This is a genomic window from Actinotalea soli (assembly GCF_017565425.1).
In the GTDB taxonomy this organism is placed as follows: domain Bacteria; phylum Actinomycetota; class Actinomycetes; order Actinomycetales; family Cellulomonadaceae; genus Actinotalea; species Actinotalea soli.
This window is the reverse complement of the sequence record NZ_JAGEMK010000002.1, coordinates 485,678-510,447: the sequence shown is the minus strand read 5'-3', so window position 1 is coordinate 510,447 and position 24,770 is coordinate 485,678. Positions and strand designations below refer to the sequence as shown.

Below are 24,770 nucleotides of genomic sequence, written 5' to 3'. Positions count from 1 at the left end.
CATACCCCTAGGTACCCCACCTTCTGACACGAGATCGGGCCCATCTCGTGTCAGAACCTCAGATACCCCTGGGTACCCCAGCTTCTGACACGAGAGCGCTTCTGACAACGAGGTGGGCGGGTCAGCCGGTGCAGACGGCGACGGGGCGGCCGCCGAGCTGGTGCACGACGACCTCGACCTCGTAGACCGCGCGCAGCACCTCGGTGCGGATGATCTCGTCGGGGGTGCCCTGGTAGGCGACCACCCCGTCCCGCATGGCCACCACGTGGTCGGAGTAGCGGGCCGCGAAGTTGATGTCGTGCAGCACGACGACGATCGTCCGCCCCAGCTCGTCGGCGGCCCGGCGCAGCAACCGCATCATGGCCACCGCGTGGCGCAGGTCCAGGTTGTTGAGCGGCTCGTCGAGCAGCACGTAGTCGGTGTCCTGGCACAGCACCATCGCGACGAAGGCCCGCTGCCGCTGCCCGCCCGAGAGCTCGTCGAGGAACCGGTCCGCGAAGGGCGCGAGCTCGAGGAAGTCCAGGGAGCGGGCCACGTGCTCGGCGTCCTCGAGGGTGGGCCGGCCCTTCGACCAGGGGAACCGTCCGAAGGTGACCAGGTCCCGCACGGTCAGCCGGGCGGTGAGGTGGTTGTCCTGCCGCAGGGTCGCCAGGCGTCGGGCCAGCACGTCCCCCGGGGTGCGGGTCACGTCGAGACCGTCGACCGTCGCCGACCCGGCGTCCATCGGCAGCAGCCGGCTCATCATCGACAGCAGGGTCGACTTGCCCGCGCCGTTGGGCCCGATGATCGAGGTGATCCCCCCGCGCGGCAGCCGCAGGTCGACCTCGTCGACCACGCGCACCGTGCCGTAGGCCTTGGTGGCGCCGGTGACCTCGATCATCGTCGCCCCCCTCGCAGCAGCAGGACGATGAGCACGAGCCCTCCGAGGAAGTCGATGATGACGCTGAGCGCGGTGTCCAGGGAGAAGACCCGCTCGAGCACGGTCTGACCACCGACCAGGCACAGCGCGCCGAGCAGGACGGCCACGGGCACGACGGCGCGGTGCCGGTGGGTGCCGGCCAGCAGGTAGGCGAGGTTCGCGACCAGCAGCCCGAAGAAGGTCACCGGACCCACCAGCGCGGTCGAGACCGAGACGAGCACGGCGACGACGACGAGCACCCGGGTCACCACACGCCGGTGGTCCACGCCGAGCATGGTCGCGGTGTCCCGCCCGAGGAGCAGGACGTCGAGCCGTTCCCGGTCCTGCCAGGCGAGCACCGAGACCCCCGCCACCATCACGGTCGCGGCGCCCAGGAGCGTGGGGTCGACGGCGTTGAAGCTCGCGAAGAAGGAGTCCTGCAGGACGGCGAACTCGTTCGGGTCGATGAGCCGCTGCATGAAGCTCGACAGGCTGCGGAACAGCACCCCGAGGATGATCCCGACGAGCAGCAGCAGGTGCAGGCTGCGCCGCTGCCCGGTGAACAGCCAGCGGAACAGCAGCCCCGCGAACCCGACCATGAGCACGACCTCGAGGACGAACCGCAGGTTCGGGTCCACCCCCGCCAGCCGCGCCGACCCCAGGGCGAACAGGAGGGCCGTCTGGAGCAGCACGTAGAGGGCGTCGAAGCCCATGATCGAGGGGGTCAGGATGCGGTTGTCCGTCACGGTCTGGAAGAGCACCGTCGAGACGGCGATCGCGTACGCGACCAGGAGCAGCGCGAGCAGGCGGACGCCGCGGAAGGGCAGCACGAACCCCCACGCCCCGCGCGCCTCGAGGGTCATGAACGCGACGGTCGCGAGCCCGAGGGCGACCACCAGCCCGGCCATGACCCACCGGTGCCGCGGCCAGGTCCGCCAGCCGCGGGGCGCCGTCGTCGGGCCGGGGTCGGGGTCTGGAGCGGGACCGGGGGCCGGGTCCGGGGCGGGGCGGGTCTCGACCAGCTCGACGTCACGCAACGCGGGCCCCCTTGCGCAGCAGCAGGACCAGGAAGATCACGCTGCCGACGACGCCGACGACGACGCCCACGGGCACCTCGTACGGGTAGCGCACCACGCGGCCGAGCAGGTCGCAGACGAGCACGAACCCCGCGCCGAGCACAGCGACCCACGGGGCGGTGCGGCGCATGTTGTCCCCCAGCACCAGGGAGACCACGTTGGGCACGATCAGCCCGAGGAAGGGGATCGCCCCGACGGTCACGACGACGACGGCGCTCACCAGGGAGACGATCACCAGCCCGAGGTTCATCACCGCGCGGTAGGAGAGGCCGAGGTTCGTGGTGAAGGCCTCGCCGAGCCCCGCCACGGTGAACCTGTCGGCGGCGACGTAGGCGACGACGGTCAGGACGAAGGTCAGCCAGAGGAGCTCGTAGCGCCCACGCAGCACCCCGGAGAAGTCCCCGGTCATCCAGGTGCCGAGGGTCTGCAGCAGGTCGAGCCGGTAGGCGACGAAGGTCGTGACCGCGCCGATCACGCCGCCGAGCATCAGGCCGACCAGGGGGACGACGAGCACCGAGCGCAGCGGGATCGCCCGCAGGACGCGCAGGAACAGCGCGGTGCCGGCCAGGGCGAACAGGGCGCTCACGCCCATCTTGCCGATCAGCGGCATGCCCGGGGCGAGGACCGTGACCACCAGGATGCCCAGGGCCGCCGACTCGACGGTCCCCGCGGTCGAGGGCTCGACGAAGCGGTTGCGCACGAGCATCTGCATGAGCATCCCGGCGATGGCCATCGCCGCGCCGGCGAGGAGCACCGCGAGGGTGCGGGGCACCCGCGAGACGACGAGCACCATGGCGGTGCGGCCGTCGTCGTCCGAGGAGGTCAGGGCCGTCCACAGGGTGCGGGGGGTGACCTCGGAGACCCCGACGAAGAGGCTGACCACGCTCAGGGCCAGCACCATCGCGGCGACCAGCACGAGCCACCGCCGCCGGGCCGGGCCGAGGGAGGCCTGGGGGCGCGCCGGGGCGGACCGGGCGCCGTCGTCGGGCCGGAGCGGGTCGTCGGGCTGGGACGCACCGGCACCCCCCGCGACCGGGGAGGACGCGGGGGGTGCTGATCGAGCGGTGAGCGACATGGGGTGGCGGGGTCAGCCCGCGAGCGCGGACGCGACCTCGTCGGTGATGCGCTGGAGGGTGCCCAGGCCGCCGTTGACGATGTACCAGTCGACCGAGTCGACGTAGAGGACGTTGTCCTCGCGCCACGCGGTGGTCTCGGCGACGAGCTCGTTGTCGAGCACCTCGGCGGCAGCGGCTCCGGCGTCACCCGTCGCGGAGTCGCGGTCGACGACGAAGAGCCAGTCGGGGTCGGCCTCGGCGATGAACTCGAAGCTGATGGCCTCGCCGTGGGTGGCCTCCTCGACGTCCTCGACGGCGGGGGTCACGCCGAGCTCGTCGTGCACGAACCCGAAGCGCGAACCGGGTCCGTAGGCGGTGACCTCCCCGCCGCTGGTCAGCACGATGAGGCCCTCGCCGGCGTCGGCCGCGGCCTCGCGGGTGGTCTCGATGTCGGCGTCGAGGGCCGTGATGAGCTCCTCGATCTCGGCCTCGGCGGCGAAGATCTGGCCCAGGGTGCGGGCGTTCTCCTCGATGCTGCCGCGGAAGTCCTCCCAGTCGTTGGAGAGGTCGATGGTCGGGGCGATCGCCGAGAGCTCGGGCAGGGCCTCGGAGGAGCGGCCCGCGACGATGATCAGGTCGGGCTCGGCGGCGTTGACGGCCTCGTAGTCGGGCTCGAAGAGCGTCCCGATGTCGAGGTAGTCCTCGGTGTCGTAGGCGGCGAGGTCACCTGGGAGGTTGGACTTGGGCAGCCCGTCGACCTCGACGCCGATCGCGGCGAGGGTGTCGATGGTCGCGAAGTCGAAGACCAGGACGGTCTCGGGGTCGACCGGGACCGTCGTCTCCCCCTGCGCGTGGGTCACGGTGACCTCGGCGGGTTCGACGTCGGTCTCGGCGGCGGCGGCCTCGGTGGTGGTCTCCTCCGCGTCCCCCGCGCACCCGGCGAGGGCGAGGGCGGCAGCTGCAGCGAGGGCGACGGGGCGCAGGAGGCCGGTCGTCGAGGTGGATCGGGTCCGGGTCGTGGTCATGAGACTCCGTTCGAGCACAGGGGTTGAGGTTAGGCTTACCTTGCTGCAGCGAGGTGAGGTTAACCTAACTTCGCCCCGACCCTGCAAGCCCGTCTCAGCGAGGACCCATGACCGCACCCACGGCTCCCGCCGCCAGCACCGCCCCGGCCGACGCGGCCGCCGAGCCCGCCGTCCGTCGGGTCGGCCACCCTCTCGTCGCCCGCCGCCTCGAGGTGACCCGGGTCGAGGAGCTCAGCCGCTCGATGCGCCGCATCACCCTCGACGGCCCCGACCTCACGGGCTTCGTCGCCCTGGGCCCGGCCGACCACGTCAAGGTCTTCTTCCCCGGCCCGCTCCCCGCCCTGGACGGCCTCGAGGGCCTGGCCCTGCCCGTGGTCGAGGACGGGCGCTGGGTCAACCACGGCGCCCCCGGGCTGCTGCACCGCGACTACACGGTGCGGACCTTCGACCCCGCCGTCGGGCTGGTGATCGACATGGTGGTGCACGCCCACGGGCCGGCCGGTCGGTGGACGGGGCAGGCGCGCCCGGGGCAGACCCTCGGCGTCCTGGGCCCCCGCGGCTCGATGCTCCCGCCGACCGACCGGGAACGCTACGTGCTCGCCGCGGACGAGACCGGGCTGCCCGCCCTGCTCAACTGGCTCGACGTACTTCCCGCCTCGGCGGAGGTCGAGGCCTTCGTCGAGGTCGACCGCCCCGCGGACCACGTCGCCCTCCCGGAGCGTCAGCGCACGCGGGTCACCTGGCTGCACCGCTCGGCCGCCGAGCCCGGCACGACCACCCTGCTGCCGGACGCCGTCGCCCGCGTGCAGGACCTCGAGCCCGGCCGGGTGTGGGCCTGGGCGGGGGCCGAGACCACCGCCGTGCGCGCGATCCGTCGGGACCTGTCGGCTCGGGGCCTGGGGCGCGAGTCCTTCGCGATGACCGGCTACTGGCGCCGGGGCGTGGCGAACTTCGACCACCACTCCGAGGACGCCTGACCCCGAGCCGGCCCTCCGGCGTGACGGCGCGAGACGGGGACCTGACGCGGGGTGAGAGCGAGGGTGAAGACACTCCCGTAGCCTTCCGGGCGTGCCTTCCTCCTCGATCCACCGCATCACCCTGGACGCGCGGCTGCGCCGTCTCACCGTCCGGCGGGTCGTCGACCTCAGCGCGACCATGCGACGCGTCGAGCTGGTCGGCCCGGACCTCGAGGGCTTCGCCTGCCACGGCCCGACCGACCACGCCAAGGTCTTCTTCCCCGTGGAGCCCGACGGCGCGCCCTCCCTGCCCGACCTCGCCGACGGCCGCTTCACCGACCGCTTCGACCCTCGCTACGTCTGCCGCGAGTACACGGTCCGCACCCACACCCCCGGGGACGACGCCATGGTGCTCGACCTGGCCAGCCACCAGCACGGGCCCGCCGGACGATGGGCGGCCGCCGCGGAGCCCGGCCGCGAGCTGGGGGTGTACGGCCCGAAGACCTCGAAGATCCCGCCGATGGACCGGCCCTGGTACCTCCTCGCCGCCGACGAGGCCGGCCTGCCGGCCCTGACCAACTGGCTCGAACGCCTCGCTGAGCGGCCCGGGCAGGTCCACGCGCTCGTCGAGGTCGACGGACCGGCGGACGAGGTCCCGCTGCCCACCCGACCGGGGGTCGAGGTCACCTGGGTGCACCGGGGCGACCTCGAGCGTGGGACGGGCTCACCCCTCGCCGACGCGATCGCCGCAGCGGGGCTGCCCGGCGAGGTCGGCGAGACGGGCGACGTCGGCTGGGTCTGGGCCGGGGCCGAGGCCTCCACCATCCGCGCCGTCCGCGGGCACATGACGGCCCTCGGCATGAGCCGCGACGCGATGAACCTCACCGGCTACTGGCGCCACGGCGTCGCGAACTTCGACCACAAGGCCCCCGAGGCCTGACCGAGGGCGCCCCCGGGCACCCTCCCCGCACCTCTCCCCGCGCCGCCACCCCCCGCGCGTCGAGTGGTCACTTGGTGCCGCATCGCGACGGGCCTGCAGCGACGAGGAGTGACCACTCGTCGGGTGGAGGGGCGCTGGTGGCGCAGACTAAGGGCATGCGTTCGCCGAGCCGTTGGGAAGCCAAGGTCGCTGCCGACCCCGAGCACTCGCACTGGTACGTCGAACGGTTCCGCCGCATGCGGGCCGAGGGCGCCGACCTGGCCGGCGAGGCGCGGCTGATCGATGCGATGGTGCCGCGGGCGTCGCGGGTGCTCGACGCCGGGTGCGGCCCTGGCCGCGTGGGGGCTGAGCTCGCGGCCCGCGGCCACACGGTGGTGGGCGTCGACGTCGACCCGGTGCTGATCGAGGCTGCGGAGGCGGACCACCCGGGCCCGCGCTGGCTGGTGGGAGACCTCGCCGAGCTCGACCTGCCGGCGCGAGGGGTCGAGGAGCCCTTCGACGTGATCGTGTGCGCGGGCAACGTCATGACCTTCCTGGCCGACGGCTCGCAGGAGGAGGTGCTGCGGCGGTTCGCCGCGCACCTGGCCCCGGAGGGCCGTGCGGTCGTGGGCTTCGGCGCGGGGCGCGGCTACGCCTTCGATGCCTTCTTCGCCGACGCGGAGCGCGCGGGCCTGGTGCTCGACGTCGCCCTGTCGACCTGGGACCTGCGCCCGTTCGGGCCGCGCTCGGACTTCCTGGTGGCGGTCCTGCGAGGTCGTAGCTGACGCCTCGGAGTGCGCCCCACCTGAGGCGCGCGCGTCAGGCGGCACGCCGGTCGGGCGAGGCAGGGGTCAGCCGACGGCGGCTGGTTCCCGCTCGTCCGTGTCGCGTCGGCCCAGGTGGCCGCCAGGGATGGCCGTCGGGCCAGCGAGTCCGCGGGCCCGGAGCCACCTCTCCAGCGGGATGGTCGTCAGCGGTGGGACGGCGGCTGCGAGGGCAAGGCCGGTGACCCACCAACCCCAGCGGAGCCGGTACGAAGCGACCAGCGCGACCACGACGTAGACCAAGAACATGATCCCGTGCAGCTGGCCGAAGACCTGGACGCCCAGCTCGGTGGTCCGGGTGACGTGCTTGAGGACCATGCCGATGAGGAGGCCGGCCCAGGTGGCGGCCTCGAGGAGGGCGACCACGCTGAAGGCCCGGCCGAGGCGGCTGGTCGTGACGTCAGGCATCAGGCGGGGGCTCCTTCCGAGAGACCGCGATGGTACCCAGGTCAGGGCAGCGGCTCGTCGACGAGCCTGGCCCGCGCCGACTCCACCGTGACCTCGAAGGCCGGCGACACCGTCGTGGCGGTCCCCCCGACGGGCAACCATGTGCCCGACCCGTCGACCTGGAACTGGCCCGACCACTCCGTGGTCAGCTGCACCACGAAGCTCCCTGTCGAGGGGTATGCGTGGGCCACCGTGTGGTCCGGGTACGCGGCCCCCGGATCGGCCGTCTGCAGGACCGTCCCGTCCCCGAAGTCCCAGCTGAACTGCGCCGGCGTGGCCCGCACCGCGACCGGGACCCCCAGCACCGTCGTGCTCAGCTCCTGCGCCTCACCGGCCGTGAACACGATCAGGTCGGTGTTGATCAACGCCCGCCCATGCCCTGGCTGCACCTCCATCGCCGACGCCACCAACGGCAGCTCCCGGAACTGCTCGACCGTCAGCACCACGGGCTCGGCCACCTCCGGGTCCTCCGGACACCCCTCGTCACCCGGCACCCGCTCCCACCCGCCGATGGGAGATCCCGTTGTCGCGTCGAGCGCGCGTCGGAAGAGAGGGTCCAGAGCGACCGACCCGTCCTCACAGGTCCGCACCCACTGCCCCGACGGTGCACCATCGACACACGGGGCCCCGTTGCTCCAGGCGTCGGCAGTGCCGCAGAAGCGCAGCGGACGACGCGCATACTCGTAAGCGGGACGCGAGGCAGTAGCTGGCTCTGCAACCGCGACGGGGGTCTGACTCGTGCGATCACCTCGCAGAAGCACGGACCCGCCGCCGGAGTTCGCATCGAGCCACGAACCGTCATCGGAGGATGCAGGCTTGGCCTGCGCTGCTGCTCGGTCGAAACCGGCATGTCCCACCGAGCCGACTGGGCCCAAGCCCAACGCCACCGCAAGCACCGCGAACGCGGCGACTGCCACCGAGCCAGTCACGCTTGGCTCTCGTCGTGTGTGCTGCCCTCCAGGATCTGCCAGCCCCGCACCCCTTCGGCAAGATCGAGGACGATCCAGCCGCTCTCCTCAGGGAGCTCGCGAACCACTGTCCCGTCGGCATCCTCTTCGGCGCCTGCCGCAACCCGGTACTGAGCCTCAACCGCGAAGGCGACCAATGTCTCCTCGAACAGGAGAACCTCGATCGACGAAACCTCGACCCCTCCGCCGACGATTCGTCCGCCCTCCGAGTAGGTCGCGTCCACATCCTCGCGAACGTTCGCGCAGAACGAGCACGTCTGACCGCTGACCCGGTCCCACTCCTCGAGGTCTCCCGTCGCCATGACGTAGGCGAAGAGCTCCATGAAGTACTCCGCCGCGGCCATCGCGCCGACCTCGTCGGTGCGTTCCATCTCGGCGGGGCGCTCGGGAGCGGCGAGCTCCTCGGGGGTCTCGCTCGGCGTCGGCGCGGGTGTCGCGGTGACCGGAGGCGGGCTCGGCTCGGGCTCAGCCTCGCTGCACCCGGTCAGCAGCGCGCCCAGCACCGCGGCACCCGCGAGCCACGACGCCGCGCGGCGGCCACCCCGCACCGGCCGGCCCCCGCCCGAAGGCGACAGACCGCCCCAAACCTCCCCCTGCTCCATGGGCACCGGACCCTAGCAATGCCGAGCCGCGCCGTGTGGCCCTGGCCCAGCCCCTGTGGACAGCCCCCTCGCACCCACACCCCCTCCGCACACCCGTCCGACGGTGTCGGCGCGCTGTGGCACCGTACGGGCGTGAGCCGCCCCCGTTCCCGTCGTCGTAGCCCCCGGCGCAGGCACGTCCACGCCCGCCTCTCCTCGATCGCGACGGCGGTCGTCGTCCTGCTCGCGGGTGCACTGCTGAGCGCGACGCAGACGGGCGAGGAGCTGGGCCTGCCCGACGTCCTGGGGGCGCGTCCTCCGGGGTACCTGGTCACGGTGAGCGCCGAGCGCCTCGCCTCTGTCGAGGCTGCGCTCGGCACCATCGAGATCAAGGGCCGCGCACCACGGACGGGGTACGAGCGCGAGCAGTTCGGGCCCGCGTGGGCCGACGTCGACCGCAACGGCTGCGACACCCGCAACGACATCCTGGCGCGGGACCTCACCGACATCACCGTCAAGGACGGCACCCAGGGGTGCGTCGTCCTCACAGGCACGCTCCTGGACCCGTACTCGGGCGAGACCATCGCCTTCGAGCGGGGCGAACGCAGCGCCGAGGTCCAGATCGACCACGTCGTGCCGTTGTCCGACGCGTGGCAGAAGGGCGCCCAGCAGTGGACCGCCGAGGAGCGTCAGGAGTTCGCGAACGACCCCGCGAACCTTCTCGCCGTCGACGGGGACCTGAACCAGCAGAAGGGCGCCTCGGACGCCGCGACGTGGCAGCCCCCCAACCGGGGGTTCCGCTGCGCCTACGCGGTCATCCTCATCGAGGTGAAGGCGGCCCACGGCCTGTGGGCCACCCAGGCCGAGCACGAGGCCCTCGACCGTGAGCTCGGCCGCTGCGAGGTCACCTGAGCGACGACGCGCACACAGGCCTAGGCTCGGACCATGGCCAGGTACTTCGACGTCCACCCCCAGGACCCGCAGCCGCGCAGCATCGGCCAGGTGGTGGCGATGCTGCAGGACGACGCACTCATCGCCTACCCGACTGACTCCTGCTACGCCTTCGGAGCGAGCATGGACAGCCCGACGGCGGTCGAGCGGATCCGGCGCATCCGTCGCCTCGACAGCAAGCACCACTTCACGCTCGTGTGCGCCGACTTCGCCCAGCTCGGGCAGTTCGTGCACCTCGACAACAGTGCCTTCCGCGCGATCAAGGCCGCGACCCCGGGGGCGTACACCTTCATCCTCCCGGCCACCAAGGAGGTACCCCGGCGCCTCTCGCACGAGAAGAAGCGCACCGTCGGGGTCCGCATCCCCGAGCACCCCGTGACGCAGGCCCTGGTCCGCGAGCTCGGCGAACCGCTCCTGTCGAGCACCCTGCTGCTGCCCGACCACGACGAGCCCATGACCGAGGGCTGGCAGATCAAGGAAGAGCTCGACCACCTCGTCGACGCAGTCGTCGACGCCGGGGACTGCGGCACCGACCCGACGACCGTCGTCGACTGGTCCGAGGGGTACGCCGAGGTCGTCCGCGTCGGCGCCGGCGACCCGAGCCGCTTCGAGTAGACCCGCCCTAGCGCTGAGCGGCCAGCAGGTCCTCGAGCTCGGCCACCCGGCGCAGCGCCGCGAGCCGGCTTCCCGCCTGCAGGCACAGGGCCTCGACCGCGTCCACGACGTCGGGGGCCACGAAGGACCGCGCTCCGCTGGTCAGCACCAGCATGTCGGTGAGGTCCCAGCCGTCCCTGATCGGCACGAGCACCACGCCCCGCGCCCCGCGCTCGCGCAGCACGTGGGTCGGCGGCACGGCCAGGCTCAGGTCGGTCCCGCCGCTGTAGCAGGAGGCCAGGTCGGCCACGAGGTCCCGCAGGGCGAGCACCTGCGCGTCGGGCAGGCCGGTGAGCCCGGCAGCCCCGTCGCCGATCGTCCCGGCCACGTCGAGGGCGCCGTCGTCGTCGAAGCTCCACACGCACCCGGCGTCGAAGCCGGTCAGCTCGGCCACCGCCGCGAGGGTCGCGTCGACCAGGGCCTCGGCGGACCCGGCGACGGCGAGGGTCGGCATCAGGCGGCTCAGGTCGTGCAGGATCGCGCTGGGCGAGCCCGAGGCGTCGAGCTCCTCGAGCCGTGCCTCGAGCAACCTGCCGCACAGGCGCACCACCTCGACGTGCCGGGGCAGGATCGGCGCGAGGGCGTCGACGTTCAGCACCCCTACCACCCGGCCCGCCACGGTGAGCGGCACGGCCATCTCGCTGCTCACCCCGGGGACGGCCAGGCGGTACCGCGGGTCGCTCGCGACGTCGGTCGACAGGATCTCGCACCCCTCGGCGAAGGCCGTGCCGCTGATGCCCGCGCCGGGACGGAGCCCGTCCATGACGAGCCACTGACCACGCCGCGACTGGCAGCGCAGCACGCCGCCGCGCTCGAGGTAGACGCTGGGCAGCAGACCGCCCTGGTGCGAGAGGTACCGGCTGACCAGCTCGCACGCCTCGGTGGGCGTCCGCGCGCCGTCGAGGGCCGCCGCGAGCTGCTCGGGCTCGAGGGCCTCGGGCGCACCCGGCTCGGGGAGGAGGACGTTGCGGGCCTGGGCGCTGACCTCGACCCACGGCTCCTGCGGCCGGGCCAGGAGGTAGCCCTGGACGAGGTCGATCCCCGCGGCGCTCAGGGCGCGCAGCTCGGCCTCGGTCTCGACGCCCTCGGCGATGGTGAGGGCGCCGCTCGCCGCGGCGAAGGCCTGCAGGGCCTCGACCAGGGCCCGACGTCGGGGATCCCCGTCGAGGCCGCTGACCAGGGAGCGGTCGAGCTTGATGAAGGAGGGGCTCAGCTGCAGCACGTGGGACATCGACGCGTAGCCGGCACCGACGTCGTCGACGGCGACCAGGGACCCGCCCGCCCGCAGCGCACGCAGGCCCTCGAGGAGCGGCTCGTAGTCCTCGACGGCGACGTGCTCGGTGACCTCGATGACGTGCCGGGGCAGGGCGCCGCAGAGCTCGGCGAAGCGCGGGTCCACCGCGACGTCGGGGCTGGCGTTGAGGAAGATCAGCGCACGGTCCGGCGGGTCCCCCGCGTCGGACACCGCAGCCATGCAGGCCAGCTCGACCTCCAGGCGCCGTCCGACGGCGTCGGCCGCCTCGAGCCAGGCAGCGGGCGACAGGTGGGGCATCGTGGTCGACCGGGAGAGCGCCTCGTAGCCGATGATCACGCCGTCGGCCACGCGCACCACGGGCTGGAAGACCGTCCGGATACCTCCCGGGTGGAGCAGGGAGGCCACGAGGTCCTCGACGTCGGCCGGCAGGTCGAGCACGTCGCATGGGGTGGTCACAGGTATGCATCGGCACGTCCCGGGATAAATTGACCGGCCACCCGAGTGATCGTGTTCACGTCATCACCCGGCGCCCGGCCCGACCTCCGCCATGGCACCGCCACGGTCCGGCCGCAGTCCGGCCACGGTCCGGCCGCAGTCCGGCCGCGGGAACAGGTTCGGCGTCGGACGTGTTGCCCGAGGCATGCCTCTGACTGGTGAGTACGCCCCTAGCCCCTCCGACTGGGCCCGCGAGCAGGCCGAGCGCTTCGAGGCCTCCGGCGGCGCCGAGGCCAACACGCTGCGCGGGGTCCCGATCATCCTGCTCACCTCGGTCGGCGCGAAGAGCGGCAAGCTCCGCAAGACTCCGCTGATGCGCGTCGAGCACGAGGGCGAGTACGCGGTCGTGGCCTCCAAGGGCGGCGCCCCCGAGCACCCCGTCTGGTTCCACAACCTGGTCGCCCACCCGCACGTCGAGCTGCAGGACGGCGCCGTGACGCGCGACTACATGGCACGCGAGCTCAGCGGGGCCGAGCGCGAGACCTGGTGGGAGCGGTCCGTCGCCGTGTGGCCGGACTACGCCGAGTACCAGAAGAGCACCGACCGGCTCATCCCGGTGTTCGTGCTGACCCCGTTCGACCCCTCGTGACCCCGCCCGCGAGCCCCGCCCCGGTGGGCACGACGGAAGCACCCGCGACGGGCGCCTCCACCACGAGCGTCCCGCCGGGCCAGATGACGGGAGCCCCGCGGCAGCGCATCGCGGCGGGCTTCGTGCTGCTCGTCTCGGCTCTGGTCGCCATCGGGCCGCTGACCATCGACCTGTACCTGGCGGCCTTCCCCGACATCACCGCCGAGCTGCAGACCACGTCGGCGCAGGTCCAGCTGACGATCACCGCGACCCTCGCCGGCCTGGCCCTGGGCCAGCTCCTCATCGGGTCGCTCTCGGACACCTACGGGCGCAAGCCGCCGCTCGTCGCGGCGCTGGCCGTGTACGTCCTGGTGTCCGTGGCGATCATGGCGACGCCCTCGGTCGAGGTCCTGACCATCCTGCGGTTCGTGCAGGGGTTGTCCTCGGCGGCCGGCATGGTCGTCTCGATGGCCATCGTGCGGGACTCCTACGAGGGCGTCGCCATGGGCAAGGTCATCGCCCGGCTGATGCTCATCGTCGGAGTGGCGCCGATCCTCGCGCCGACCCTCGGGGCGCAGCTGCTCCTGGTCGGGTCCTGGCGCACGATGTTCGGCTTCCTCGCCGCCTTCGGCGTGCTGCTCCTGGTCCTCGTGCTGACCGTCCTCAAGGAGTCGCTGCCCGTCGAGCGGCGGCGCACCGGGGGCACGCGAGCTGCGCTGGTCTCCTACAAGGGGCTGCTCGGCGACCGGGCCTTCCTCGGGCTGGCCCTGCTCTCGGGCTTCTACATGGCGGCGATGTTCACCTACGTGTCGAGCTCGACCTTCGTCTTCCAGGAGGGCTTCGGCCTCTCGGCCCAGGAGTTCGGCCTGATCTTCGGCGCAGGGGCGATCGCAGTCACCGCGGGCAGCCAGATCAACGGCGCGATGCTCGGCAAGGTCACCCCGCAGCAGATCCTCGCGGTCGCCGTCCCGTCGGGGGTGGTGCTCTCGGCGGGGCTGGTCGTGGTGGCCATGGCCGACGGCGGGCTGTGGATGATGCTGGCGCTGCTGGTCCCGACCCTCGGCACGGTCGGCTTCGTCCTGCCCTCGGTCCCGGCGATCGCCCTCGAGGCCAACGGCCACCGCGCAGGGAGCGCTGCGGCTCTGCTCGGGGCGTTCCAGTTCGGCATCGGCGCGGGCATCGCCCCCGTGACCGGGCTGTTCGGTCAGTCCGCCCTGTCGATGGCTGCGGTGATGTGCGCGGTCATCGTCATCGCCGCGGTGCTCCTGCTCGCGGTGTCACGCGTGTGGCGCCGCGCCGAGGTCGCCCCGGCCGGCTGAGCCCCGCGGGCCGTCCCGCGGAGCGAGTCCCAAAGGTCCCGGGTCGAACTCCCCATCGGTACCTAATCTCTCGGCAAAGACAGTGCCGGGCCTGCACCCCCGCGAGGCCCTCGCACCACGAGCCGTGCAGGGCGGCGAACCCGCCTCCGCGCGCCACGTCACGTCGTCGAGCGAGGAGCACCACCGATGAGCGGGATCCTGACCGGCCCCACCACCAGCCCCACGGGCACCAGCGCCACCACGACCGCTGCACTCGCAGCCCTCGACCTGCCCCCCGCGGTCCGCGCCGCCCTCGAGGCGAGCCCCCGCGTCGTCGTCCCGGCCTCGCGGGAGGAGCTGTACCGGCTGGCGCTCGGGCCCGACGGCGGGCCGACCTTCGCGGTCGAGTACGAGGCGAACGGGAGGACGGTGCGCGAGGCCGACGTCGTGCGGTGCAAGAACGGCGTGGCGGTGAACTACCCCGAGGACTACATGCGCCGCCGGGACCCGGACTGCATGCGCATCGCGGACGACCTGCCGACGGACAAGCCGCGCTACCGCGACGTCTTCGGTGCGCAGTTCGCGCCGGTCAAGGCCGAGACCCTCGACTGGCTGGCCGAGCAGGAGGTGGTCCTCGTCCCGTTCAAGGCCGGTGGCCTGCGGTTCGGCTACCCGTCGGTCGCGATCGTCCCGGTCAACGCGGCCTTCTTCGCCCTGGCCCTGGTGGACCTGCAGGGGTGGGTGACCTTCGAGCAGCTGGCCGCCGAGACCACCGCCGCAGCCCAGGCCACGGCCAGCGACGAGCCCGCGACCTGGGCCCCGCGCTCGATCCTCTACGTGGCCCCGCCCTTCCGGCACACCCACTTCGAGGGGCGCCAGGTCGTGGTGCACGACCGCACCCCCGAGCTGCACGAGGTCTTCGCGTACAACCTGTACCCGGGTCCGAGCGCCAAGAAGGGCGTGTTCTCGGTGCTGCTCGACGTCGGGCAGCAGGAGGGCTGGCTCACGGCGCACGCCTCCTCGGTGCGGGTCACGACCCCGTACGAGAACGAGACGATCGTCATGCACGAGGGCGCCTCGGGCGGGGGCAAGTCCGAGATGTGCCAGGAGATGCGACGTCGCGAGGACGGCCGGATCCTGCTCGGCACCAACGTGGTGACCGAGGAGCCCTACGTCATCACCCTCGGTGAGACCAGCGCCCTGGCCCCGGTGACCGACGACATGACCCTGTGCCACCCCTCGGTCCAGACCGGCAGCGGCAAGCTCGTCGTCGCCGACGCCGAGGACGGCTGGTTCGTCCGGGTCGACAACCTCACCGAGTACGGCGAGGACGTGCACCTCGAGCGCGTCTTCATCCACCCCGCCGAGCCGCTGGTCTTCTTCAACCTCGCGGGCATGCCCGACGCGACGTGCCTGCCCTGGGAGCACACCCTCGACTCGACCGGGAAGCCCTGCCCCAACCCCCGCGTCGTCGTTCCCCGTCGCCTGGTCGGCGGGGTGGTGGACGGGCCCGAGGAGGTCGACGTGCGGACCTTCGGGGTGCGCATGCCGGCCTGCACCAGGGACAACCCGACCTACGGGATCATGGGGATGATGCACCTGGTGCCGCCGGCGCTGGCGTGGCTGTGGCGGTTGATCGCCCCGCGCGGGGACAAGAACCCGTCGATCGGCGAGAGCGCGACGGCGGTCGCGGCCCTCACCCACGGCGGCATGGTCTCCGAGGGGGTCGGGTCCTTCTGGCCCTTCTCGACCGGGACCAAGGTGGCCGGGGCCAACCTCATGCTCCGCCAGCTGGTCGACAACCCGCGCACCCGGTACGTGCTGACCCCCAACCAGCACGTGGGGGCCTACAAGGTGGGCTTCGCCGCGCAGTGGCTGACCCGCGAGTACCTGGCGCGCCGGGGCGGGGGCACCATCCGCCGCGAGCACCTCACCGCCTCGCGCTGCCCCCTGTTCGGCTACACCCTCAACGAGCTCAAGATCGACGGGCAGCTCATCCGGCCCACCTTCCTGCGCACCGACCAGCAGTCCCAGGTGGGCCCCGAGGCCTACGACGTCGGCGCCCGGATCCTCACGGACTTCTTCAAGGCCGAGCTCGCGCAGTACCTCACCGAGGACCTCGACCCCCTGGGCCGGGCCATCATCGAGGTCTGCCTGCGCGACGGCAGCATCGAGGACTACGAGGCCCTCACCCCGATGGTCGGGTGAGGCCGGCCCGGCGTGCTCGATCACGCCGGGCCAGGGCCAGGGCCGCCGTCGTCAACGCCGCCCCGACGGCGTACGCGGCCAGGTCCGGCGCGTGGAAGGTGGTGCCGAGCACGTACCGCACCGGCTCCCAGACCTCGACCAGGGCCGCGGGCACCGGGGTGAGCTGGGCGAGCTCGACCAGCACGCAGACCGCGAGCGCCACGGCCCCGATCACCACGGGCCGACGCCGCGGTGACACGAGCGCGACCAGCAGGGTGACCAGGACGGCGTAGAGGACCCCACCACCGAGGTCGGCAGCGAGGCCGTCGCCCCGCGAGACCACCAGCCCCGCCCCGACGACGGCGACGGCAGCACCCCCGACGGCCACGCGGGGCAAGGGCTCGGGAGGGGCGAGGACGTGGTCCGCGGAGGTCTGGCTCGGCACGCGGCGAGCCTAGGCCTCTCCTGGGCCAGACCTCCCAGGCCTCGCCCAGGACCGTCGGGGATGATGGGGCCTCGAGGGCAGCACGCCCCGCGGACCGGAGGCCTCAGCATGAAGGACGACTCGGCGCGTCAGCACACCATGCCCCTGCCCCCCGGGGCAGCCGTGCGCCTCGCCGGGCTGGACCGAGGCCTGGACGCCGGGACCCTCGACGACCTCACGGCCCTGCGGGTCGAGTTCACGCGCTTCATGCTGCAGTACCAGTTCGGGATCGACGAGGTCTCGACCAAGATCAGCATCCTGCGCGAGGAGTTCCGGCACCTGCACGACTACAACCCGATCGAGCACGTCAGCGCGCGGTTGAAGTCCCCGGACTCGCTCATCGCCAAGGTCGCCCGCAAGGGCTGCGACCCGTCCTTCGCGGCGATCCGCGAGAACATCACCGACATCGCCGGCATCCGCGTGACCTGCAGCTTCACCTCGGACGTCTACCGGGTGCGGGACATGCTCGCCGCGCAGTCGGACATCACGGTCCTCGACGTCAAGGACTACGTCGCCGAACCCAAGCCCAACGGCTACCGCTCGCTGCACGTGCTGCTGGAGATCCCGGTCTTCCTGTCCCGGTCGGTGGTGCCGGTGACCGTGGAGGTGCAGATCCGCACCATCGCGATGGACTTCTGGGCGAGCCTCGAGCACAAGATCTACTACAAGTACGACAAGGAGGTGCCCGACGACGTCCTGGCTGACCTCCGCGAGGCCGCCGAGCAGGCGAACCGGCTCGACGACGCCATGGAGGGACTGCACCGTCGGGTGCACGGCGAGGTCGACCTCAGCCAGCGGGCCGACTACCCCTTGGTCCCGGACGACGACGTCCTGCAACGGTTGCGGTCGATCCGAGCGCTGCGAGACCCGCACGGGCCCACCGGCTGACCCGTCCGCAGGTCACCGTCCTTCGAGCCCCGACCCCAGCGCCGTCGCCGCCTCGATGAGCGCCAGGTGGCTGAGCGCCTGGGGCAGGTTGCCGAGGAACTCCCCCGTGCCCGGGTCGATCATCTCGGTCCAGATGCCGACGTCGTTCGCCGTCTCGAGCAGCTCGTCCATCCACTGGCGCGCCTCCTCGGTGCGGCCCACCTGGGCGAGGGCCGCGACCCCCCAGAACCCGCAGGCCACGAAGGCCCCCTCCTCCTCGCGCATCCCGGTGTAGCGGTACAGGTGCGGGCCGTGGCCGAGCTCGCGGCGCAGGGCGTCGATGGTGGTGCTCATCCGCTCGGTCCGGTCGAACCCGCTGTGCGCGTGCAGCAGGATCGAGGTGTCGAGGGAGTCCGAGCCCGGGTACATCACGTAGGCCTGCAGCTCGGGGGACCAGCACTCCCGCTCGACCCAGGCCCGGATGCGCTCGGCCTCGGCCGCCCACCTGTCAGGGCTCGCGGGCAGGTGCCCCTCCTCGGCCAGGTGCGCCGCGCAGCGCAGGGCCTGCCAGCAGCCAAGCTTCGAGGTCGTGTAGTGCCGCAGCTCGGGCAGCTCCCACATGCCCGAGTCGGGCCTCCGCCAGGCGTCGCAGGCCGCGTCGGCCAGGGCGGCGAGGGTGCGGGCGGTCTCGGCGTCGAGCAGGTGCCCGTGGTCGACGTAGGTCCGGACCACGCCCATGACGTCCCCGTAGACGCCCAGCTGCAGCTGTCGGGCCGCGGGGTTGCCGTCCACCACCGGTCCGACGCCCCGCCATCCCGGCAGGTCCAGCTCGCGGGGCGGTCGGGGCTCGGACCCGTCGAGCTCGTAGAACACCTGCATGTCGGGGTTGCGCAGGGTCCGCAGGGTCCAGCTGATCGCGGCGTGGGTCTCCTCGCGCAGCCCGAAGCCGAAGAGGGCGTCGACGGTGTGCGCGGTGTCCCGGTGCCAGGAGTACCGGTAGTCCCAGTTCTTGCCCCCGGCCCAGCTCTCGGGCAGGGAGGTCGTGGCGGCCGCGGCGACCGACCCGGTCGCGGACTGGATGAGCAGCTTGAGGGCGAGGGCCGAGCGCTGCACCGCCTTGCCCCAGGGGCCGTCGTAGTGGAACTCCCGGCTCCACACCCGCCAGTTCGCGATCGTGCGGTCGATCCCGGCGTCGACGTCCTCGGGGACCGGGACGTGGACGGGCTCGTCGTGGGTCGCGGCGAGGCCCACCAGGTGCCGGGACCCGGGGGAGGTGGTGAAGACGCCGCTGATGTCCTGCTCCTGGGCCACGGTGGTCATCTCGCCCAGGGTCGGCACGGCGACGGTGACGCAGCCCGCACGCAGCACGGGCCCGTGCGGGCTGTGCTCGACCCACGGGGACCGCTCGCCGAACATCGTGCCGGGGGCCACCCGCCAGGCCATCGACACCTCCCCCTCGACCCCCTCGACCCGACGACCGAGCTCGCTCCAGGGCAGCCGCCCGGCCACACCGGTGTTGAGCGAGTCGGTCACCCGGACCGTGCCCGTCGCGGTCACGAAGGTCGTCACCAGCACGTTGGTGCCGACGACGTAAGCCCGCCTCATGCGGTACTCGTCGACCGGCGCCAGGTCGACCTGGCCGCCGTCCTCCTCGTCGAGCACCGCCGCGAAGGCGGGGGGCGAGTGCAGGTCGGGGGTCGGGTACCAGTCGATCCGACCGTCCTCCGCGATCAGGGCGACGGTCCGGCCGTCCCCGATCGCCGCGTAGCTGCGCAGCGGGGCGTAACCGTCCACGCGGGGCGCGGGGGCCCGCAGGTGGTCCTCACCGTCATGACCCGAGCCGGCCGTCGCGTGGTCACGGTCGCCGTCGAGGTTGTCCAGGGGCTGGTCGTTCATGGGGCCTTCCGGTGGGGGCCGACGGGGCGGGAGCGTCGGGCGGAGCCCTCATCCTCGGTCGGCCCGGCCCGCACCGCACCCGCACAACTCGAACGACACCGGCGCGCAACGCCCCGGACACCTGCGGCTCGTACCGTCCGGACATGGACGTCGACCCGTTCATCGGGACCGAGATCACCGACCTGCCCCCACCGACGGGGCTGGCGGCGACGTGGTGGGCGCCCAAGCCCCAGGTCGGCAACACCCACCCGGGGGCCACGTACCCCTTGGGCATGGTCTCGGCCTGCGCCTACTCGGGGGCCTACCCCACCGGTTACGGGCGCTACGACCTGAGCACCGAGGGCCTGCCCACGGCCCTGCACGACCGGCAGGTGGCGTCCGGGTTCACGCACTTCCAGCAGTCGGGCACCGGGGCGATCCGCAAGTACTACAACTACCTGCGCGTCACGCCGATGCTGCAGCCCCTGGACGACCTGGGCCAGCTGTGGGACCTCACCGACGAGGAGGCCGAGCCCGGTTGGTACGCGGCGACCCTCGGCTCGGGGGTGCGCTGCGAGGTGACGGTCGGCCCCAAGAGCGCGATCCACCGCTACACCTTCCCTGCGCACCGCGACGCCCGCGTGGTGATCGACCTGTCCCTGGGTGGGCTGGCGATCCCCTTCGGCCAGACCGTGCCGCTGCGGGCCCACCTGCACACCCTCAAGCCCGGCGTCGCCCAGGGCGAGGTGGTGGTCGAGGGGGCGCCGCTCGCGGTGCACGTCGAGTGCGACGCCCCCTGGCGGCAGATGCTCTGGTACGACCGCCGCCTCATGCCGGGCGGCACCCGCCTGGACTTCGACCACATCCGCCCGACGACGCTGCGTCCCTTCGGCCTCATGTGGGCGGGGCCCAGCGAGCCCGGCCAGGTGGTCGAGGTGAGGCTCGGGTTCTCGCTCCGGGGCGTCGAGCAGGCCCGCGCCAACCTCGAGGCGGACTGCGGCCCGGCCCGGAGCCTGGCTGGTGGGTTCGACGCGCGCCGTGAGGCCACCGCGCAGACCTGGAGCGAGCACCTGGGCACGGTGACCGTGGACTCGCCGTCGGCCGAGCGCAGCACGGTCTTCTCGACGGCGCTCTACCACTCCCTCATCAAGCCCTGCCTGGCCCCGGGGGAGAGCCCCTTCTGGCCCGCCGACGGCGCCTTCGCCTTCGACATCGCGACCATGTGGGACATCTACCGCACGCAGCTGCCGCTGCTGACCCTGCTGATGCCCGAGCGCGCGGTCGAGCTCGCGCAGGCCCTGCTCTACATCTCCGAGGAGGAGGGCAACCTCCCGATCGGGTACCGCATGGCCCGGGGGGCCGACCAGTTCTCCCGACAGGCCAGCGCCCTGGCCCACACCTTCCTGGCCGACCTGTGCGAGCTCGGGCTGCCCGGCATGGACTGGGACTGGGCCCTGGTGCACATGCACAACGACCTGCGGCGCACCTACGGCGAGGACTTCCTGCTGCGCGGGAAGGTGCACCCCATCAGCCACACCCTGGACCTGGCGTTCGGGTACTGGTGCACCGCCAAGGTCGCCGAGCACGTGGGTGACCGCGCCCTGGCCAGCCAGTTCACGCCGCTCGCCGCGCAGTGGGCCAACGCCCTGGACCCGGCCACGGGGCTGCTCCAGGACTCGACCTTCTACGAGGGCGGGCCGTGGAACTACTCCTTCCGCCTGGTGCACGACATGGCCGCACGGATCGGCCTAGCGGGGGGCGAGGGCGCCTTCATCGACCTGCTCGACCGGTTCTTCGGCGTCGGGGCGCCGCCGGTGACCCAGCCCGGGGTGCGGCCCTCGGTCGCGGAGATGGCCGCCGGCTACGCCCTGAGCCGCTTCGAGGGCCTCAACAACGAGCCCGACATGGAGGCCCCGTGGGCCTACCAGTACGCGGGTCGCCCGGACCGCACGGCCGACGTCGTGCACGCGGCCGTGCACCAGCGGTTCGGCACGGGCCGTGGTGGTCTGCCCGGCAACGACGACTCGGGGGGCCTGAGCTCCTGGTACGTGTGGGCCTCGCTGGGCCTCTTCCCGGTCGCGGGGCAGAACCTCGCCCTGATCAATGCGCCGTCGTGGCGCGAGGCGCGGATCGACGTCGGCGGGGCGGGGAGCGACGCGAGCCTGACGATCGAGACCTCGGGGTTCGTCGAGCCCGAGTCCGACGGCCCGGCCCAGTACGTGCGCGCCGCCTCCCTGGACGGCGTCCCGCTGGACCGCACCTGGCTCACCGGGAACGAGCTGCACCGCGGAGGCCGCCTGCACCTCGAGCTCGGTCCCACGCCGACCGGGTGGGGCACGACCACCCGGCCCCCGTCCTCCCCGGGGCCGTCCCGGTCCTCGCGGGAGCCCACCCCACCCAGCGACCCCCTCACCACTCAGCGCACCGGAGGCCCACGATGACCCGACCCACCCGGCGCCTGGTCATCGTGGTGCGCGCCGACCCGGTGATCTGCGGGCACTCGGGCGAGGCCCGCAACCTCGCCGAGGCAGCCCTGGACCGTGGCTTCGACGAGGTGCGCATCGTCACCTGGCCGATCGACCGGCTGGTCGAGACCGGGCTGCCCCTCAAGCCCTTGGACCGGGTGCTCCCCTACAGCGCCGGGATCCACGTGGAACGTCCCGAGCCGGTGGGCGACTACAAGGTGCCCGACGGCCGCTACCTCGCGGGGCTGACCGGGCGACTGGTCGAGCTGTTCACCGACGGGGTGCCGACCGTCGCGATGTCGCTGTACCTGAGCCCTCACGCGATGGCCGTGGCGGACGCGGTGCGCATCGCGAGGGCCACGGGCCTGCCGGTGGACGTCACCACCGTGGCCGAGGCCGTGGGCTCGGACGTGACCAACGTGGTCCGGGCCTGCGTCGAGGAGGGGCGTTGGGGGGCCGCGGCCCACGTGCTGACCAGCTACCTGGAGCACGACGTGTGCCTCGCGGTCTCGGAGTACACCCGCGAGATCATCGTCGCCGAGGCCGAGGCGATCGACGCCCGGCACGGCACCACCTTCGCCGCCCAGTGCCGTGAGCGCGTGGCGATCTCCTACCCGGCGATCGACACGAGCGCCTACCTGGACCTGGACCCCCGGGACGGCCGCGAGGTGCTCGAGAGGCGCGGGCTCGAGCACGACGGCTACCTGCTGTTCCTGTCGCGGCTGAGCGCCGCCAAGGGGGTCGACGACCTCATCGCGGGCTTCGAGCACAGCCAGGCCCACCACGACGTGCGCCTGGTCGTCGCGGGGAACGGCCCCGAGGCCAAGCGGCTGCGGGCGATCGCCTCGACCTCGACCGTCGCGCACCGCATCACCTTCCTCGACGACGTGGACGACGCCGAGAAGCCCCACCTCATGGCCCACGCCGCGGCCTACGTGCTGCCCAGCAAGCCCCTGCCCGAGTTCACCGAGACCTTCGGCATCGCCCTCGTCGAGAAGATGCTCGCGGGCGGGGGCCCCGTCATCACCACCGACACCGGCGGCATCGGCGAGGCCGTCGGGGACTGCGCCGTCATCGTCCCGGTCGAGGACCCGGCCGCCATCGCGAAGGCCCTCGACGAGGTCCTCGCCCTGGGCGCCGAGCAGCGGGCCGAGGCCGAGGCCGCGGCGCGCGAGCACGCCCTCCAGTTCGACCGCGTGGCGATCCTGGACCGGATCCTGGAGCGGCTCTGACGGGTGCCGCTCACCCCTCCGGAAGGATGACGCCCGCGTCGGCGAGGACATCCTCAGCCACCTGCAGCTGCGCCTGCTCCACGGCTCCGCGTTCCTCGAGGTACTCACGCCCGCCGCGCTCGAGGTAGGCGGTCTCCTCGGCGGCGTCGATCTCGGCGAGGCGCCGCACCAGGTCCACACGATCCTTGCAGGCGACGTCGATCAGGCCGATGCGCACCTGCTCCTCGAAGGGCGCACCGAGGGCCCCCTCCGGGACGCCGACGGGGATGCGGTCCCCGTCCTGAGCCGGGGGGTCGACGTCGTTCTCCCGCAGGCATGCCGCCCACTCCTCGACGATCGCACGGGCCTCCTCGGTGTACCCGGTCGGGGTCACGCCGCGGGGGGCGACGGCGTCCCACTCGTCCGCGACGCTCTGGTCGGAGAACAGACCCGCCTCGAGCGGTGCGCGGTGGCAGCCCTCGAGCGCCTCCCGCGCGGGGGCGTCCAGCGGGAGCCCACGTCGCGGGGAGTCCAGCGCGGACCTGGTGCCCTCGTAGCCGTGCTCGCGGACCTCGTCGGCGAGCCAGACCCCGTAAGGGCTGTCGATCCCGTGGTCCTCGGGGCCGGTCGGCATGACCACCCCGGCGAACTCCCAGTACTCCCCGAATCCGGCCTCGGCCATACAGGTCGCGGTGACCAGCTCGGCAGCGGCCTGGATGACGGCCTCGTCCCGCGCTGACCGGGTCAGCTCGTCGAGCGGCAGGGTCACCGTGCCTGTCGCGTGGTCGACGACGACCGGGGGGATCTCGGGGGAGGCGGCCGGAGCCGGGTCGGTCGGCACCGTGGTCCCGGCCGGGACGACGGTCTGGTCACCCTCCGGCGTGGACCCACCGGGCAGGGCCACCACCCCGACCGCGAGACCGCCGACGGCGAGCACCGTGACGACCGTCGTACCACCGGCGCGGAGCACGCGCCGCCGCCGGCCCGAACGGAGGATCGCATCCGGGTCCACCGCGATGGCCGGGACGGGGTCGGCGAGCGACCTCAGGTGCCGCCCGAACTGCTCGTGCTCATTCATCGGTCGTCCTTCCGCGTGCGGCTGGGGGTGGCGTGGTCGGGGTGGGGAGCGACGTCGGCCAGCAGGCCACGCAGCTGCTCGAGACCGCGATGCGCGGTCGACTTGACGGTGCCGAGGGAGATGTTCAGGTCATCGGCGACCTCTCGCTCGGAGAGATCCATGAGGTACCGCAGCACGACGACGCGGCGCCGTTGCGGACTGAGCCGGAGGAGGGCCCGCACCAACGCGTCACGCTCCGCGTGCTGCTGCGCCGACGACGGCGCCAGCCCACCGGGCATCTCCTCGGGTGGCAGCAGCGTCTCCGGGCGGTGCTTGCGCCAGGTGTCGATGCGCAAGTTGCTGAGGGTCCGGCGGGCGTAGGCGAGCGGGTCGCCGCCGCGGGCTCGGGGCCACGCCACGTAGGTGCGGACCAGCGCCTGCTGGACCAGCTCCTCGGCACGGTGGACGTCGCCGCAGAGCAACCACGCCATGCGCGCGAGCAGGGGCTGGGCTTCGGCCATGAAGGTGGTGAACTCGGCATCGCGACCGACCGGTCGGTCCATCACCACGACCGGCACGAACGACGCCGTCGCCGTCGCCGTCGACGGTCCGTCGCCCTGGACCACGGCGCCCTCCCCTGCTGCGGTTCTCATG

Annotated in this window: 23 protein-coding genes; 11 read left to right on the top strand and 12 right to left on the bottom strand. The window is 72.8% G+C overall.

What is annotated here, in order from left to right:
* Positions 1–121 precede the first annotated feature (121 nt).
* Genes J4G33_RS06685 through J4G33_RS06670 form a run of 4 tightly spaced genes read right to left on the bottom strand, consistent with a single transcriptional unit; the run spans position 122 to position 4,054 of the window.
* Positions 122–880, bottom strand: a complete 759-nt coding sequence (locus J4G33_RS06685) for an iron ABC transporter ATP-binding protein (protein ID WP_208055138.1) — start codon at positions 878–880, stop codon at positions 122–124.
* Entirely contained in the window at positions 877–1,935 is a 1,059-nt protein-coding gene (locus J4G33_RS06680; RefSeq protein ID WP_243758645.1) for an iron chelate uptake ABC transporter family permease subunit, read from the bottom strand. The genes J4G33_RS06685 and J4G33_RS06680 overlap by 4 nt, the downstream gene beginning before the upstream one ends.
* On the bottom strand, positions 1,928–3,049 hold the full coding sequence (locus tag J4G33_RS06675) for an ABC transporter permease (RefSeq protein ID WP_208055137.1): 1,122 nt from the start codon (positions 3,047–3,049) through the stop codon (positions 1,928–1,930). The genes J4G33_RS06680 and J4G33_RS06675 overlap by 8 nt, the downstream gene beginning before the upstream one ends.
* Before the next feature lie 12 nt (positions 3,050–3,061).
* Complete coding sequence (locus J4G33_RS06670; RefSeq protein WP_208055136.1) at positions 3,062–4,054, bottom strand: siderophore ABC transporter substrate-binding protein; 993 nt, start codon at positions 4,052–4,054, stop codon at positions 3,062–3,064.
* Between the two features lie 107 nt (positions 4,055–4,161).
* Here J4G33_RS06670 and J4G33_RS06665 point away from each other — a divergent pair, with 107 nt between their 5' ends.
* From J4G33_RS06665 to J4G33_RS06655, 3 genes are all read left to right on the top strand, one after another.
* Positions 4,162–5,031 carry a siderophore-interacting protein gene (locus J4G33_RS06665; protein WP_208055135.1) on the top strand — a complete coding sequence of 290 codons (870 nt, stop codon included), beginning with the start codon at positions 4,162–4,164 and terminating at the stop codon, positions 5,029–5,031.
* Positions 5,032–5,122: 91 nt separating this feature from the next.
* Positions 5,123–5,950, top strand: a complete 828-nt coding sequence (locus tag J4G33_RS06660; protein ID WP_208055134.1) for a siderophore-interacting protein — start codon at positions 5,123–5,125, stop codon at positions 5,948–5,950.
* 155 nt (positions 5,951–6,105) lie between these two features.
* A complete protein-coding gene (locus tag J4G33_RS06655) occupies positions 6,106–6,714 on the top strand; it encodes a class I SAM-dependent methyltransferase (protein WP_208055133.1) in 609 nt (202 codons plus the stop codon).
* 66 nt (positions 6,715–6,780) lie between these two features.
* On the opposite strand, the gene J4G33_RS06650 is transcribed toward J4G33_RS06655, so the two are convergent.
* The 3 genes from J4G33_RS06650 to J4G33_RS06640 form a co-directional block, all read right to left on the bottom strand.
* Complete coding sequence (locus tag J4G33_RS06650; RefSeq protein ID WP_208055132.1) at positions 6,781–7,161, bottom strand: DUF3817 domain-containing protein; 381 nt, start codon at positions 7,159–7,161, stop codon at positions 6,781–6,783.
* 41 nt (positions 7,162–7,202) lie between these two features.
* Positions 7,203–7,658 (bottom strand): PKD domain-containing protein, encoded by a 456-nt coding sequence (locus J4G33_RS06645; protein ID WP_208055131.1) that lies wholly within the window; start codon positions 7,656–7,658, stop codon positions 7,203–7,205.
* Between the two features lie 467 nt (positions 7,659–8,125).
* Positions 8,126–8,770, bottom strand: a complete 645-nt coding sequence (locus J4G33_RS06640) for a DUF6318 family protein (protein WP_208055130.1) — start codon at positions 8,768–8,770, stop codon at positions 8,126–8,128.
* A 132-nt stretch (positions 8,771–8,902) separates the two neighbouring features.
* On the opposite strand from J4G33_RS06640, the gene J4G33_RS06635 reads away from it, so the two are divergent.
* Both J4G33_RS06635 and J4G33_RS06630 read left to right on the top strand, forming a co-directional pair.
* Positions 8,903–9,661, top strand: a complete 759-nt coding sequence (locus tag J4G33_RS06635; RefSeq protein ID WP_307793778.1) for an HNH endonuclease family protein — start codon at positions 8,903–8,905, stop codon at positions 9,659–9,661.
* Between the two features lie 33 nt (positions 9,662–9,694).
* Positions 9,695–10,315 carry an L-threonylcarbamoyladenylate synthase gene (locus J4G33_RS06630; RefSeq protein ID WP_208055128.1) on the top strand — a complete coding sequence of 207 codons (621 nt, stop codon included), beginning with the start codon at positions 9,695–9,697 and terminating at the stop codon, positions 10,313–10,315.
* A 7-nt stretch (positions 10,316–10,322) separates the two neighbouring features.
* Here the strand turns inward: J4G33_RS06630 and J4G33_RS06625 are convergent, their stop codons facing one another.
* Complete coding sequence (locus tag J4G33_RS06625; RefSeq protein WP_208055127.1) at positions 10,323–12,065, bottom strand: EAL domain-containing protein; 1,743 nt, start codon at positions 12,063–12,065, stop codon at positions 10,323–10,325.
* A 184-nt stretch (positions 12,066–12,249) separates the two neighbouring features.
* Between J4G33_RS06625 and J4G33_RS06620 the strand changes: the two genes are divergently transcribed.
* From J4G33_RS06620 to J4G33_RS06610, 3 genes are all read left to right on the top strand, one after another.
* Positions 12,250–12,693, top strand: coding sequence for a nitroreductase family deazaflavin-dependent oxidoreductase (locus tag J4G33_RS06620; protein ID WP_208055126.1), 444 nt, complete (start codon positions 12,250–12,252; stop codon positions 12,691–12,693).
* Between the two features lie 83 nt (positions 12,694–12,776).
* Positions 12,777–13,991, top strand: coding sequence for a multidrug effflux MFS transporter (locus J4G33_RS06615; RefSeq protein WP_208055125.1), 1,215 nt, complete (start codon positions 12,777–12,779; stop codon positions 13,989–13,991).
* Positions 13,992–14,177: 186 nt separating this feature from the next.
* Positions 14,178–16,178, top strand: coding sequence for a DUF4914 family protein (locus J4G33_RS06610; RefSeq protein WP_208055124.1), 2,001 nt, complete (start codon positions 14,178–14,180; stop codon positions 16,176–16,178).
* On the opposite strand, the gene J4G33_RS06605 is transcribed toward J4G33_RS06610, so the two are convergent.
* A complete protein-coding gene (locus J4G33_RS06605) occupies positions 16,159–16,602 on the bottom strand; it encodes a ribosomal maturation YjgA family protein (protein WP_208055123.1) in 444 nt (147 codons plus the stop codon). The two genes, J4G33_RS06610 and J4G33_RS06605, sit on opposite strands and share 20 nt — an antisense overlap.
* A gap of 246 nt (positions 16,603–16,848) precedes the next feature.
* Between J4G33_RS06605 and J4G33_RS06600 the strand changes: the two genes are divergently transcribed.
* Positions 16,849–17,529 carry a GTP pyrophosphokinase gene (locus J4G33_RS06600; RefSeq protein WP_243758749.1) on the top strand — a complete coding sequence of 227 codons (681 nt, stop codon included), beginning with the start codon at positions 16,849–16,851 and terminating at the stop codon, positions 17,527–17,529.
* Positions 17,530–17,541: 12 nt separating this feature from the next.
* On the opposite strand, the gene J4G33_RS06595 is transcribed toward J4G33_RS06600, so the two are convergent.
* Positions 17,542–19,404, bottom strand: a complete 1,863-nt coding sequence (locus J4G33_RS06595; protein WP_208055122.1) for a glycoside hydrolase family 15 protein — start codon at positions 19,402–19,404, stop codon at positions 17,542–17,544.
* Positions 19,405–19,547: 143 nt separating this feature from the next.
* On the opposite strand from J4G33_RS06595, the gene J4G33_RS06590 reads away from it, so the two are divergent.
* Both J4G33_RS06590 and J4G33_RS06585 read left to right on the top strand, forming a co-directional pair.
* Complete coding sequence (locus J4G33_RS06590) at positions 19,548–21,824, top strand: glycoside hydrolase domain-containing protein (protein ID WP_208055121.1); 2,277 nt, start codon at positions 19,548–19,550, stop codon at positions 21,822–21,824.
* Positions 21,821–23,080: a glycosyltransferase gene (locus J4G33_RS06585; RefSeq protein ID WP_208055120.1), complete on the top strand. Its 1,260-nt coding sequence runs from the start codon at positions 21,821–21,823 to the stop codon at positions 23,078–23,080. Before J4G33_RS06590 ends, J4G33_RS06585 begins: the two co-directional genes overlap by 4 nt.
* A 10-nt stretch (positions 23,081–23,090) precedes the next feature.
* Here J4G33_RS06585 and J4G33_RS06580 read toward each other — a convergent pair whose 3' ends face one another.
* Together J4G33_RS06580 and J4G33_RS06575 are read right to left on the bottom strand one after the other, a co-directional pair.
* Positions 23,091–24,137, bottom strand: coding sequence for a hypothetical protein (locus J4G33_RS06580; protein ID WP_208055119.1), 1,047 nt, complete (start codon positions 24,135–24,137; stop codon positions 23,091–23,093).
* On the bottom strand, positions 24,134–24,769 hold the full coding sequence (locus tag J4G33_RS06575; RefSeq protein ID WP_243758644.1) for a SigE family RNA polymerase sigma factor: 636 nt from the start codon (positions 24,767–24,769) through the stop codon (positions 24,134–24,136). Before J4G33_RS06575 ends, J4G33_RS06580 begins: the two co-directional genes overlap by 4 nt.
* Between the last annotated feature and the right edge of the window lies 1 nt (position 24,770).

Excerpts from the sequence above, each read along its gene's own strand:
- J4G33_RS06670 (WP_208055136.1), bottom strand. The coding sequence starts at position 4,054 with ATGACCACGACCCGGACCCGATCCACCTCGACGACCGGCCTCCTGCGC.
- J4G33_RS06665 (WP_208055135.1), top strand. The coding sequence starts at position 4,162 with ATGACCGCACCCACGGCTCCCGCCGCCAGCACCGCCCCGGCCGACGCG.
- J4G33_RS06595 (WP_208055122.1), bottom strand. The coding sequence starts at position 19,404 with ATGAACGACCAGCCCCTGGACAACCTCGACGGCGACCGTGACCACGCG.
- J4G33_RS06620 (WP_208055126.1), top strand. The coding sequence starts at position 12,250 with ATGCCTCTGACTGGTGAGTACGCCCCTAGCCCCTCCGACTGGGCCCGC.
- J4G33_RS06615 (WP_208055125.1), top strand. The coding sequence starts at position 12,777 with ATGACGGGAGCCCCGCGGCAGCGCATCGCGGCGGGCTTCGTGCTGCTC.
- J4G33_RS06675 (WP_208055137.1), bottom strand. The coding sequence starts at position 3,049 with ATGTCGCTCACCGCTCGATCAGCACCCCCCGCGTCCTCCCCGGTCGCG.
- J4G33_RS06685 (WP_208055138.1), bottom strand. The coding sequence starts at position 880 with ATGATCGAGGTCACCGGCGCCACCAAGGCCTACGGCACGGTGCGCGTG.
- J4G33_RS06580 (WP_208055119.1), bottom strand. The coding sequence starts at position 24,137 with ATGAATGAGCACGAGCAGTTCGGGCGGCACCTGAGGTCGCTCGCCGAC.
- J4G33_RS06585 (WP_208055120.1), top strand. The coding sequence starts at position 21,821 with ATGACCCGACCCACCCGGCGCCTGGTCATCGTGGTGCGCGCCGACCCG.
- J4G33_RS06640 (WP_208055130.1), bottom strand. The coding sequence starts at position 8,770 with ATGGAGCAGGGGGAGGTTTGGGGCGGTCTGTCGCCTTCGGGCGGGGGC.
- J4G33_RS06600 (WP_243758749.1), top strand. The coding sequence starts at position 16,849 with ATGCTGCAGTACCAGTTCGGGATCGACGAGGTCTCGACCAAGATCAGC.
- J4G33_RS06655 (WP_208055133.1), top strand. The coding sequence starts at position 6,106 with ATGCGTTCGCCGAGCCGTTGGGAAGCCAAGGTCGCTGCCGACCCCGAG.
- J4G33_RS06650 (WP_208055132.1), bottom strand. The coding sequence starts at position 7,161 with ATGCCTGACGTCACGACCAGCCGCCTCGGCCGGGCCTTCAGCGTGGTC.
- J4G33_RS06610 (WP_208055124.1), top strand. The coding sequence starts at position 14,178 with ATGAGCGGGATCCTGACCGGCCCCACCACCAGCCCCACGGGCACCAGC.
- J4G33_RS06630 (WP_208055128.1), top strand. The coding sequence starts at position 9,695 with ATGGCCAGGTACTTCGACGTCCACCCCCAGGACCCGCAGCCGCGCAGC.
- J4G33_RS06575 (WP_243758644.1), bottom strand. The coding sequence starts at position 24,769 with ATGAGAACCGCAGCAGGGGAGGGCGCCGTGGTCCAGGGCGACGGACCG.
- J4G33_RS06590 (WP_208055121.1), top strand. The coding sequence starts at position 19,548 with ATGGACGTCGACCCGTTCATCGGGACCGAGATCACCGACCTGCCCCCA.